Here is a 12,449-nt window from a genome sequence, read left to right on the forward strand (position 1 = left end):
AAATGTTTTTTTACATGACTGTATCCGAGATACACCGCAGGAGATCCCTCACCCTCGCTGCGATCGGGTTCGGGATGACGTGTGGAGTTACGGCTAAACTCATTAAAGTTACTTATTAGAACACTTTGTCCGGATATGTTTCAGCGTCTTGTTGTTTTATCACGATATATTGATTAAAAACGATAGCATGCACAATGTGGCTATAGCTTATAAAACCAAACCTTAAGCCTCTCATTATCTATACATATTCTAAAAATACTGTTATAACTATATAGTTTTAAAGTAAATATCACTTAATTTTAAGAGTATGGCTCAAATGTATACGCTGGGAAAATTAATACAAAGTCTTTTTCCATTAATTGCTCTAATACTCTTTATTATTGGAATTAAAAGAAAAGCTATTTATTACATCATTTCATCTCTTTGGCTTAGTCTTATTGCGCTCCTCATTCATTTTCAGTTCTCTGGAAATCAAATTTTCGGAACCTATTTTAACTATCTTAACTCGGGAATATATTCGTTTAATTTAATTATATTGCTACTTGCCTTAATAGTAGTCATATCGCATTTAAGTATAAATACCACTACTTTTAAATACACATATACCTTGATTAATGCACTTTTAGTTGTAGGAGCATTTGTTGTTATTAGTAACCTGTGGATTAATGCTTTTTTTATAGAAAATAAGATGGAAGGAACGCCCATAATGCAAGTGGCCCTCTTTGACAAACCTGGGTATTGCGATAGTAAGTATGTATTCTATAAAATTGATCATGACAACTCAGTCGCATACCTTTGTCCGAATCATTATGGCTTATTACCCTCCATTGGACATTTAGCAACGAGCCCAGATTTCATTGCAACACAATTATCATTGCCAATAAAAAAACAAATGCTACTAAAGCAAAAAAATAAAAGTTAAACGTATTGATACGTTCAAAGTAGAAAGTCAATAAAATAGAATAGAATAGGCGCTACATAATCCTATTTAAGCGAGAAGTCTGGGAGGTTAAATTGTTCTTTGTATTAATATTTGATAACATGCCAACAATCCATCACTTTAGTATTTCTATGAAACGGTTATTTGCATTTGTCATAATGATATTTAGCCTTAATTGCTATGCTATGGCTCCTAAGCTTAATTGGGATCAAGCAGTAGACCGAGCAATAAAACGATATGGCTTGCGTGTTGAACCGCAACTTAAATCTTATTTCTCCAAAGCAAAGGTAAGTTACCCGCCAAGTAATATTGCTTTACTTGCTTTTAAATCAGAAAGAAAAGTGGAACTCTGGGCTAAAAACTCTAACCAATCATGGAAACATATTCATGACTACCCTTTAACCGGATTCAGTGGTCGTCTAGGCCCCAAGTTACGTGAAAATGATAAACAAATTCCTGAGGGGGTCTATAAATTAGTCAATTTTAATCCATTCAGTAGCATGCATTTGTCTATGATGATTAATTATCCCAATAATTTTGATAAACAAAAAGGTTATCAAGATGGAAGAAGAAATTTAGGCAATAATATTTTTATTCACGGGAAAAACTTATCTGTGGGTTGTTTAGCTGTAGGTGATCTAGCCATAGATCAGCTTTTTATCTTGGCACGACGCGTTGGTTTAAATAATATTCAGGTAATTATCGCGCCTAACGATTTACGTAAGGGCAAGCCGTCTACCACTACATTTGCACAACCGAGATGGCTTCCTGAGTTATATAAGCAAATTGCAGAATCATTAAAACCTTTTGATAAGGAAAAAAATTATACTGCTTAAAATCTAATGTAGCATCGAAACTCGTAGCCCGGGTTAGCGCAGCGTAATCCGGGGAGCACACGCAATTACGCTGCGCTAATCTAGGGCTACAAAAAGCACCATCACTCTTTGGGCAAAGAAGCTAAAAAATCAGTAACCTCTTTAGGTGTTAATTCATAACATTGTCCCCGTGACAAATATCTTGGCATAGTTAATACACCATAGCGAATGCGTATCAATCGGCTTACTTCCACACCTTGCGATTCCCATAATCGCCGCACTTCCCTATTGCGTCCTTCATTTAATGTCACATGATACCAGGAGTTCGAACCTTCCCCACCTCGAAATTCCAAGCGGGTAAATTTAGCTATTCCATCTTCTAGCTCAACACCCTTTTGAAGATTATTTAACGCCTCAGGACTAACCTGACCATGAACTCTAACTGCGTACTCTCTTTCGAGTCCATATTTAGGATGCATTAATTGATTTGCTAAATCACCATTATTGGTAAAAATGAGTAAACCAGAAGTATTTAAATCCAAACGACCTACCTGAACCCAACGCCCCTGTCGCAAATGAGGTAAATGATCAAAAACTGTCTTCTCAAATTTAGGATCATGACGGCTAGATATCTCACCTACAGGTTTATTATAAAGCAGAATGCGTGTGTTTTGTCTTACTTTAAGTGGATTAGGAATTAACTTTCCTTTTACAGTGATCTTATCTTCGGCACTTGCTGAGTCACCCAATTTCACTGGTTTGCCATTAACCTGAACCCAGCCATTTTCTATCCAACGCTCCATTTCTCGTCGAGATCCAAGGCCAGCTTGACTTAATATTTTTTGTAACCTTTCGCTGCTCATTCGGTAATATACTCTTCATTAGGATTATGTAAAGTTAAGGCCTCCGTAACCTCGGGTAAGGTTGGAAGTTCCTTTAAATATTTTAAATTAAAATAATTTAAAAACTCTCTTGTAGTCGTATATACAGCGGGCTTACCCGCAACATTTTTATAGCCAGAAACGCGAATCCATTCTCTTTCCAATAATGTTTTTATTATTTGACTACTCACTGCAACACCACGTAGCTCCTCAATATCAGCTCGGGTAACAGGTTGCTTATAAGCAATAATGGCTAAAGTTTCAAGCAAAGCACGAGAATATTTACTAGGCTTTTCAATTTGCATGCGAGCAACCCAGTTGCTATATTCTTTTCTGGTTTGGATGATAAAACCACTAGCAACTTGAACAAGCTCAAAAGATCGTGATGTGTAGTCTTCTTTTAAGTCATTAATAATAACTGTTAAATGTTCCTTAGTAGGTCTTTGCCATTCATCAAAAACTTCTAACAGTTTATCTGTAGAGATTGGTTCATTAGAGCTTAAAAGTAATGCTTCAACTATGTTTTTTAATTCCTTTTCATCCATCTTATGCTGCCTGTAAATGTATTGGAGAAAATGCTTCGTTTTGTGTAATCACAACGAGTGATTGTCTCGCTAACTCTAAGATAGCTAACAAAGAAACAACCAATCCAATTCGTCCCTCTTCAATCGAGAATAATTGACTAAATTCCAAAACATTGTGCTCCTGGAGTAGTGACAAGACGTGGCTCATCCGCTCACGTACCGATAACACTTCTCGTGAAATTTGGTGATGGCTTGTCTGCTCTTCTCTTTGTAATAGTGATTTCATTGCCTCAATTAAATCTTCCAAATGCACATCAGGATGAACTATTACTCGTTCAAGCTCAGAAGGAGCTATTTGAACTAGAAAATGCTCTCTCTCTTGTCGAGGAAGTGCATCAAGCAATTCTGCAGCAAGTTTTATTTGTTCATAGGCTTGGAGTTTTCGTACCAGGCTCATACGAGGATCTTCTTCCTCCTCATCATCACTAGCAGGAGGGGCCGGTAGTAACAGTCGTGACTTAATTTCTGCAAGCATTGCAGCCATCAGTAAATAATCAGCAGCTAATTCCAAGCGTCTACATTCCATCAGTTGGATATAATGCAAATATTGCTTTGTAATACTTACAATTGGAATATCCAATATATCTATATTCTGTTTGCGGATAAGATATAAAAGCAAATCCAGAGGCCCACTAAAAGAATCTAACAGAACCTCGAGGGCATCAGGAGGAATAAATAAATCATCCGGGAGTTCCGTAAGCTCCTTACCATCAATAATTGCTTTTACTTCTGGTTTGCTTGCTAATTCAGTATCCATGCTAATATCTCATTCTTATGAGGCTCTTCACAGAAACACTCTCAAAGATCGACATAAATCGGTGCATGTAAAAATAGATGAGGTAACGTGGAACCTGGACGCTATTATATTCGTCCAGGATTGTTTATCAAAAGTACCTATATAACGTCCAAACATCAATAATCAAGCCCCATAACTTCGCGTACAGTACTCAAATTTTTGCAAGCTACTTCTCGTGCAGCCTCACTTCCTTCAGAAACAATTCGTTTTACTGAACTCAAATCAGACTCATATTCTGTAATTGCTTCCTGAATAGGTTTTAACTCTTTATTAACCGCGTCAACAACCGGTCGTTTGCATTCAATACACCCAATTCCTGCTGAGCGACAGCCTTTTTGCACCCAATCTTTTACTTCATTATTTGAGTAAATTTTATGAAATTGCCAAACTGGGCATTTTTCTGGCTCACCCGGATCGGTTCGTTTGACTCGTGCCGGATCAGTTGGCATAGTCAGTATCTTTTTCTCAACTTGCTCAGGCGGTTCCCTTAACATAATTGTATTGTGATAGGATTTAGACATTTTTTGTCCATCAGTACCAGGCATTTTGGCCGTTTCGGTAAGTAATGGATGAGGCTCTGGCAGAATAATTTTACCACTACCCTCTAAATAACCTAAGAGGCGCTCTTTATCACCAATAGACAGATTAGGTTGATCTTCTAACAAAGCTTGAGCTGTTTTAATTGCTTCATGATTTCCATGCTCCTGAAATTGCCGACGCAACTCAGTATAATACTTGCTGTTCTTTTTCCCCATTTTTTTAATTGCTTCGGCTGCTAATTCTTCAAAATTTGGTTCTTTGCCATATATATGATTAAAACGGCGCGCAATTTCTCTGGTAAGTTCAATATGCGATACTTGATCTTCGCCCACAGGTACATAATCAGCATGATAAATAAGAACATCCGCACTTTGTAATAAGGGATAACCTAAAAAGCCATATGTTGATAAGTCTTTTTCCTTTAATTTTTCTTGCTGATCTTTAAAGCTCGGTACTCGTTCCAACCATCCCAAAGGAGTAATCATAGATAAAAGTAAGTGCAATTCAGCATGCTCAGGAACCCAAGATTGGATAAATATTCGTGATAATCCTGGATTTACTCCACAAGCCAGCCAATCCACAATCATATCCCATAAATGGTTTTCTATAAAACCTGGTTGATCATATTGCGTGGTTAAACCATGCCAATCAGCTGCAAAAAAGAAGCAATCATATTGATGTTGTAATTTAATCCAATTTTTTATTACACCATGGTAGTGCCCAAGATGTAATCTTCCACTGACTCGCATTCCAGAAACAACTCGTTTATTGGAACTAAATAATGCTGACATCAATATCCTCTTTATAATGTTAATTAATTACTTAAAAGGTTCGGGATCACCCTTACCCTCTCTTATTATCACTGGATAATCACCAGTTAAATCAACTACGGTTGTGGGCTCTTGCCCGCAGTTACCGCCATCAATAACTAAATCAATTTGATGCCCTAACAGATCATGAATTGCTTCAGGTTCACTCAATGGGGCCTTAGCACCTGGAAGAATCAACGTAGTACTCATTAAAGGTGCTTCAAGACACTCCAATAGAGCAAGTGTAATCATATTATCAGGAACGCGTAATCCCAGAGTTTTTCTTTTGGGATGCAGCATTAAGCGAGGAACCTCTTGTGTTGCATTAAGAATAAAAGTATAGGAACCTGGCGTAAAAGCTTTCAATAATCTGAATATTGGATTTGATACACGGGCATAAGTACCAAGTTGAGATAAATCACGACATACAAGAGTCATGTTGTGATTTTTATCCAATTGGCGTAATTTTCTAATGCGTTCGAGTGCGCCCTTATTACCTAAACTACAACCTAATGCGTAACCTGAGTCCGTAGGATAAACAATTAGTCCGCCGTCCTCAATAATATTAACCGCCTTTCTCAATAAACGAGCCTGTGGATTATCAGGATGTAATGCAAAAAACTGACTCATAAAGTCCCCTGTTAAATGTTCCATTCATGCCAAATAGGTGTACAGTTTACTGGTAGCTGCCTCTGACCGCCAAGCTTAACTCGCGAAGAAATATCACTATGATAGTCAGAACCAGAAGAAGCTAATAAATGGAACCGTAGGCATATCGCTGCCATTTCATTAATTTCAGTTACGGTCATCTCACCAGAAACCACTTCTATTCCTACGCCACCAGCTTCTTTAAATTCGTTAATTAACTCATGCAATTTAGAGCGCGTCAATCCGTATTTAAGTGGATGAGCGATAACTGCTTGGCCACCAGCTGTGATAATTCCCTCAACCGCTTCGTGAATGCTAATCCAAGGAGTCGGAACATAGGCTCCTTTACCTCTCCCCAAAAATCGCTTAAATGCAGTAGCGAGGTCTTGCACTTTACCTTCATTAACAAGAAGTTGTGCAAAATGAGGTCTCCCCACTCGCTCATGTCCTGCTAATTCGCATGCCTTTAAATATGCGTCCGATATACCAAACAAACCTAATGCCGTGCCAATTTGTTGCGCACGCTCTATTCTACTGAAATTTTGTCGTTGAATCAGTTCAAGGAAACCCGCAGAATGATTAATTTGATAACCTAGAATGTGTAATTCGTGCTTTTTCCATCGGACACTAAACTCTATACCATTGATTATTTTAATTGATGTTGTAGAAGCCGCTTGCAATAATTCGGGGTAACCTGCGACTGTATCATGATCTGTAAGCGACAAACACTGAATCTGTTGGCTTTGTGCTCTTTGTATTAATTCTTTTGGACTTAAGGTTCCATCAGAAAAACTGCTATGACAATGAAGATCGATCATGAATTAGTGTTATATCAAAAAGAATGATTGTAGCATAAATCTTGCAGAAGATGAGCGTTCTGCACTATTCTTGTAAGCCTATACTATATAAGACCAAAAAGTATAATAAATACTATACTGATAATATATTACTTTATTAAGGAAAACCAAAAAATAATGATTCACAATGTTCATCATGTTAAATTATGTAGAAAATCAATTGTTGCTCGAAATAACAAACAAGCTGACTTTCTCGATGCAATAGACCGCTTTGATGTAACTTTTGCTGTTGGTCCTGCAGGAACTGGCAAAACTTATTTAGCTGTTTCTAAAGCCATACAATGTTTTGAAAAAGGTGAAGTACAAAGATTGATTTTTGTAAGACCGGCAGTTGAAGCAGGTGAAAAATTAGGATTTCTTCCAGGAGATTTAGTAGAAAAAGTACTACCCTATTTAAGACCTATCTATGACGCACTATATGAAATGATAGGTTTTAAGGAAACACAAAAACTTATTCAATCGGATATTATCGAGGTTTTACCTTTAGCATTTATGCGTGGTCGAACGTTAAACGAATCATTTATCATTCTTGATGAAGCACAAAATACAACCATTATGCAGATGAAAATGTTCTTGACTCGTATTGGTTTTGGCTCAAAAGCGGTAGTAACTGGAGATATGACTCAAGTTGATTTACCAAAAGGTATTGATTCCGGGCTTGCGCATGCAGTAGGATTATTCAAAAAAATACCTGAAATTAGTATTCATACATTTACAAGTCGTGAAGTAGTAAGACATCCGCTAGTATCTAAAATTGTTGACTGCTATGATCATGCATCAACAGGAAAAAAATAAATGAGTTATTATATCGATATTCAAAACGCAACTAATGAATCACTACCCGTCCGCGAAGACGAAATAATCCGCTTGGCATCTCTGGCTTTAAGAGATTATCAACAAGAAGCGGAGCTCACCGTTCGCCTGGTTACTCCAGAAGAAATGATTCATTTAAATCATACATACAGAAAGCAAAATAAAACCACGAATGTTTTGGCATTTCCGAGTGAATTACCTCCAGAAATACAGTTGGAATGCCCATTATTAGGCGATGTTATCATTTGCCCACAGGTTTTATTAGAAGAAAGCAAGCAACTTAAAAAAACTTTAGAATCACATTGGGCATTGATTTTGATCCATGGAATATTGCATTTATTAGGCTATGATCATATTAAGGATGATGAGGCAGCCATAATGCAGGCTATTGAGATTAAATTATTAGCTGAGCTTGGATTTCCTAATCCTTACGATGCAGAGGGTAATGAACTTGAATAGAGAGGAAGATAGCACCACATGGTTTGCTCGTTTTAAGCAGTTTTTACAGGGAGAACCACAGAATCAAGAGGAACTTGTTAGTTTATTAAGGGACGCACAGATTCGCTCTCTTATTAGCGCTGAAACGTTGGCAATGATAGAAGGAGCTATTTCATTCTCTAAAATGCGTGTACGAGACATCATGTTGCCCAAAAACCAAATGATTTGCATTAAGCAAGATGATCAATTCTGCGATATCATAAATACAGTCACTCAAACTGGACACTCAAGATTTCCAGTGATTGGCGCAGACTCAGACGAAATCGTTGGGGTATTACATGCAAAGGACTTATTACGCTATCAATCTGCTAATCTCGACTCCTTTGATTTACTAGATATTTGTCGTCAGGCAACGTTTGTTCCTGAAAGCAGACGCTTGGATAGCTTACTCAGCGAATTTCGCAGCAACAAAAATCACATGGCTATAGTTGTAGATGAATATGGCGAAGTTTCAGGCTTTGTAACCATTGAAGACATTATCGAACAGATAATTGGTGATATTGAAGATGAGTTCGATATCGATGAAGATGCCTACCTTAAGGCACATGAAGACGGACACTATATTGTCAAAGCCCATATGCCTATTGATGAATTTAATGAACAACTTAAAGCAGATTTTAGTGATGAAACTTATGATACAATAGGTGGTATTGTAATGAATAGTTTTGGTCATTTACCTTCACGAGGGGAAACGATTACGATCGATTCTTTTGAATTTAAAATTATTAATGCAGATGCTAGAAGAATCAAGTTGATGGAATGTATTGATAAACGTAAGGCATAATGAAGAATGAATGGTAATATTCTCATAATTGATGACGATATAGAACTGACAGATTTATTAGCCCAATATTTGGAACCCGAGGGATTCCATGCGATTTGTGTTCATGACGGTGAAAACGGCGTAAAAAAAGCCTTAAATCAGACTTTTGATGCAATTATCCTCGATGTCATGTTACCCAAACTGAATGGTTTTGAAGTATTAAAAGCGATTCGCGAACATTTGGAAACCCCTGTTCTCATGCTTACAGCTCGCGGTGATGATATCGACCGTATTGTGGGCCTTGAAATTGGTGCTGATGATTATCTGCCTAAACCATGCAATCCTCGCGAATTAGTAGCTCGCTTACGCGCTATTTTAAGACGTACCCAAAAAATTCCCACATCAAGGCCTATCATTGAACAACATAATATAGTGGTTGACTGTTCCAAACGCCATGTAACTATGGGTGGAAATTATCTTGAGCTGACTAATGCTGAATTCAATATTTTAGAAATGCTTATAAAATCTCCAGGACAAGTATTTTCTAAGGAAGAACTTACTGAATATGCTCTAGGCAGAAAATACACTGCATATGATCGAAGTATCGATGTTCATATTAGTAACCTAAGAAATAAGTTAGGAGACAATCCTCAAGGCGAACCCATAGTTAAAACTGTTCGTGGATTTGGATACATGTTTAATGCGTAGTTTGTATTGGAAAATTTTCATTTCATTTTGGCTCGCCACAATACTTATTATTTTCACTACAGCTTGGGTAATTAGTCATATTGTACAAAAATCATCATTGCCTGCCCAAGAACAGCTATTTATGGATAGTTATGCAAATGCGGCCGTAGCAACGTACGAATCAGGTCGACAAACTGCATTATTAAAATGGCTTAATAAAATTGGTATTTCACGCCATATGTCAATTTATTTATTATCGAGCACTGGTGAAATTATTGGAACGCAAGCTGCACCAGAAAATGTAAAAAAAGTTGCAGAAAACTTACTTCAAGATCAGCTAAGTGAAGGTATTTTAAAATCAGGAAAACTCATCGTGAGTCATGAAATTTTATCCACTTCAGGAAAATTTTATCGACTTGCTGCTGTAAGTGAAAAACCAATCTATCATTTTGTTGGCGTCCCTTGGGCTGGTCTTGCGATTCGCCTCATTTTGGCAACATTTATTAGTGGTCTTATTTGTTATTTATTATCGCGCTACTTAACCCAACCATTACGATCTTTGGGAATGGCAGCTAAATCAATTGCTACTGGAAAGTTAAATACAAGGGTTGGGCATTTAAGAGGACATTATAATGATGAAATAGCTCAATTGAGCAATGAGTTTGATCGTATGGCAGAACAACTGGAAACAATAGTCAATTCAAAGGAACGATTGTTACAAGATATTTCACATGAATTACGCTCTCCTCTTGCTCGACTACAAATTGCCATTGAATTAGGTCGCAATAAAACGCAACATTTAGCAGACACAGAATTTAATCGTATGGAACTTGAATGTTCCAGGTTAAATGCTTTAATTACTGAGGTACTGGATTTTGCTCGTTTGGAAAAATCAACAACTGATCTCAATTTAAATAAAATTGATCTTGCCGCTCTTTTATCCAATATAATTAGAGATGCTAATTATGAGGCTAGAGAAGAAACGCCGCGAGTCAATGCGGGTGTAATTGAACCGTGTTATTTGTTCATTGATGAACGATTAATTCATAGAGCAATAGAAAATGTAGTTCGCAATGCGCTGCATTATTCGCCTGCTACAGAACAAGTGGTTGTTTCATTAAAACATGATGAAACTAAAGAACATGTCTACATTGATATTAGTGATAAGGGACCAGGTGTACCAGAAGATCAGTTAAACAGAATATTTAGTCCATTTTATCGTGTTGATACGTCAAGAACAAAAAAAACTGGTGGATACGGTTTAGGGTTAGCCATCGCCTATCGCGCAATTCAATTACACCATGGTGAAATTATGGCTCTAAATAATCCTGGAGGAGGATTGCTTATACGCATTATTCTTCATTCAAGACCAGATATAAAAACGCCCCAAACTGAATCAAGCCCAGATATAAATACATAAAATTGTATTTATAAAAGTAAATATATATTGATGCTGCTATTTATTCATTCTTATGCTCTTAAATATATTAAATAAACTATTTTTTTCTGTTTAATTAAGTTACAATTTGCAGGGTTAAAAATCTTCAGGATTACTTTTATATGACCGTAGCCCAGAAATTAGATAAAGCAAGTGGCATCTTTTTCTTTGCTGGCTTTTTGCTTTCAAAGCTCCAGTATATTCCTTTTCCACTCGTATCAGCTATTTTTCGATTTATTTCATTGGGCGTCTATTCATTAGCTTATCTCTCTTGGTTTATAGCATGCCATCTTCATCCAGATCATCCAGAACACTATCGCAAATGGTATGGATTTGCACAAATTAAAGAGCAATTTCTTTTTTCCTCAATTATAGGATTTACAGCAACAATAATCAGTGTTGCCGCCGTTTTTGTACCGGCTTTATTTCCTCCTGCAGCATGGTTGTTCCTTCTTGGTAATATAATATGGTCAATTGGGGAGTATCATAAATTTAAAAATCCCCCTCCTGGTGATGAAAGTTTTTCTTCGACACGTCAAAAGGCTTATGTATCTTACGCTATAACATCTACTGCCATAAGCCTTGTTGCTGCAACTGCAGCAACTTTGATCTTTTTCTTTCCGCCGATGGCAATACCGATTACTATTTTTTCACTGCTCGTTTGCGTGGGGCTTGGTGCTTTTGCATTTGAATTCTGGTTAAATTGCAATTTCGGACAACATGAACCCGACCAACCGCCTGAAAGTTATTATGAAATGAGTGACATATTAAGGCCTTCAGTTTCTGTAGAACACTCAAAGTCACCCGAACAAGAACCAAGTTGCTTCAACTGTTTATTTTCAAATCCGAGGCAACAATCCTCTGAATCCACTGAATCATCTGTTACTATTGGCCTAGAACATAAAGAAGAAGATAGTCTTAAAGACAATACTCTTTTATACTTAAACACCGCCAGTTTTAATTGAGATTTATTATGGATCAAACAATTGCGAAAATGATTTCAAATGCACATAAGGCGCTCTCTCATTCATACTCGCCCTATTCCAAATTTAGTGTGGCTTGCTGTATCTGCACAGATAAAGACAATTTATATACAGGTGTCAATGTAGAAAACGGCTCTTATGGCTTAGCTGTATGTGCTGAAACGTCTGCTATTTCCGCAATGGTTTCTGCAGGCGAACAACACATTAAAAGTATGGTTATACTTGCTGGGACAAATTTATTGTGTCCACCTTGTGGAGCATGCAGACAAAGGATCCATGAATTCTCAACAGCTGATACTATGATTCATCTATGTAATAAAGATTCAATATTACGTAGCTTAAAGATTAATGAACTCCTGCCATTGGCATTTAATTTTGATGTTAACCCTTAATTAAT

General features: G+C 37.0%; 15 protein-coding genes. 9 read left to right on the top strand and 6 right to left on the bottom strand.

Features of this window, described 5'->3' with window-relative positions; translation table 11 throughout:
• The first annotated feature begins 316 nt into the window (after positions 1–316).
• On the top strand, positions 317–922 hold the full coding sequence (locus BW930_RS02675; RefSeq protein ID WP_058469190.1) for a hypothetical protein: 606 nt from the start codon (positions 317–319) through the stop codon (positions 920–922).
• Positions 923–1,071: 149 nt separating this feature from the next.
• A complete protein-coding gene (locus BW930_RS02680; protein ID WP_172461619.1) occupies positions 1,072–1,776 on the top strand; it encodes a L,D-transpeptidase family protein in 705 nt (234 codons plus the stop codon).
• Positions 1,777–1,877: 101 nt separating this feature from the next.
• Here BW930_RS02680 and rluB read toward each other — a convergent pair whose 3' ends face one another.
• The 6 genes from rluB to BW930_RS02710 all read right to left on the bottom strand — a co-directional run bounded on the left by rluB (position 1,878) and on the right by BW930_RS02710 (position 6,831).
• A complete protein-coding gene (rluB, locus tag BW930_RS02685) occupies positions 1,878–2,618 on the bottom strand; it encodes a 23S rRNA pseudouridine(2605) synthase RluB (protein WP_058469008.1) in 741 nt (246 codons plus the stop codon).
• Positions 2,615–3,181 (bottom strand): SMC-Scp complex subunit ScpB, encoded by a 567-nt coding sequence (scpB, locus tag BW930_RS02690; RefSeq protein WP_058469009.1) that lies wholly within the window; start codon positions 3,179–3,181, stop codon positions 2,615–2,617. The genes rluB and scpB overlap by 4 nt, the downstream gene beginning before the upstream one ends.
• Position 3,182: 1 nt before the next feature.
• Complete coding sequence (locus tag BW930_RS02695) at positions 3,183–3,977, bottom strand: segregation and condensation protein A (protein ID WP_058469010.1); 795 nt, start codon at positions 3,975–3,977, stop codon at positions 3,183–3,185.
• A 155-nt stretch (positions 3,978–4,132) separates the two neighbouring features.
• Positions 4,133–5,347 (bottom strand): tryptophan--tRNA ligase, encoded by a 1,215-nt coding sequence (locus tag BW930_RS02700; protein ID WP_058469011.1) that lies wholly within the window; start codon positions 5,345–5,347, stop codon positions 4,133–4,135.
• A 27-nt stretch (positions 5,348–5,374) separates the two neighbouring features.
• On the bottom strand, positions 5,375–5,995 hold the full coding sequence (locus BW930_RS02705) for an L-threonylcarbamoyladenylate synthase (RefSeq protein ID WP_058469192.1): 621 nt from the start codon (positions 5,993–5,995) through the stop codon (positions 5,375–5,377).
• Between the two features lie 11 nt (positions 5,996–6,006).
• Positions 6,007–6,831 carry a PHP domain-containing protein gene (locus BW930_RS02710; protein WP_058469012.1) on the bottom strand — a complete coding sequence of 275 codons (825 nt, stop codon included), beginning with the start codon at positions 6,829–6,831 and terminating at the stop codon, positions 6,007–6,009.
• A gap of 156 nt (positions 6,832–6,987) precedes the next feature.
• Between BW930_RS02710 and BW930_RS02715 the strand changes: the two genes are divergently transcribed.
• The 7 genes from BW930_RS02715 (at position 6,988) to cdd (ending at position 12,444) form a co-directional block, all read left to right on the top strand.
• On the top strand, positions 6,988–7,665 hold the full coding sequence (locus tag BW930_RS02715; protein WP_076547466.1) for a PhoH family protein: 678 nt from the start codon (positions 6,988–6,990) through the stop codon (positions 7,663–7,665).
• Positions 7,666–8,142 carry an rRNA maturation RNase YbeY gene (gene ybeY, locus BW930_RS02720; protein ID WP_058469013.1) on the top strand — a complete coding sequence of 159 codons (477 nt, stop codon included), beginning with the start codon at positions 7,666–7,668 and terminating at the stop codon, positions 8,140–8,142.
• Positions 8,129–8,965, top strand: a complete 837-nt coding sequence (locus BW930_RS02725; RefSeq protein ID WP_172461586.1) for a CorC family transporter — start codon at positions 8,129–8,131, stop codon at positions 8,963–8,965. Before ybeY ends, BW930_RS02725 begins: the two co-directional genes overlap by 14 nt.
• A gap of 6 nt (positions 8,966–8,971) precedes the next feature.
• Positions 8,972–9,652 carry a two-component system response regulator CpxR gene (gene cpxR / locus BW930_RS02730; RefSeq protein WP_064276560.1) on the top strand — a complete coding sequence of 227 codons (681 nt, stop codon included), beginning with the start codon at positions 8,972–8,974 and terminating at the stop codon, positions 9,650–9,652.
• Positions 9,645–11,051: a two-component system sensor histidine kinase CpxA gene (cpxA, locus tag BW930_RS02735; protein ID WP_058469015.1), complete on the top strand. Its 1,407-nt coding sequence runs from the start codon at positions 9,645–9,647 to the stop codon at positions 11,049–11,051. Before cpxR ends, cpxA begins: the two co-directional genes overlap by 8 nt.
• 140 nt (positions 11,052–11,191) lie before the next feature.
• A complete protein-coding gene (locus BW930_RS02740; protein ID WP_058469016.1) occupies positions 11,192–12,034 on the top strand; it encodes a hypothetical protein in 843 nt (280 codons plus the stop codon).
• Between the two features lie 8 nt (positions 12,035–12,042).
• Positions 12,043–12,444 (top strand): cytidine deaminase, encoded by a 402-nt coding sequence (gene cdd / locus BW930_RS02745; protein ID WP_058469017.1) that lies wholly within the window; start codon positions 12,043–12,045, stop codon positions 12,442–12,444.
• Positions 12,445–12,449 lie beyond the last annotated feature (5 nt).

This window comes from Fluoribacter gormanii, from assembly GCF_900156395.1.
Lineage (GTDB): Bacteria > Pseudomonadota > Gammaproteobacteria > Legionellales > Legionellaceae > Legionella > Legionella gormanii.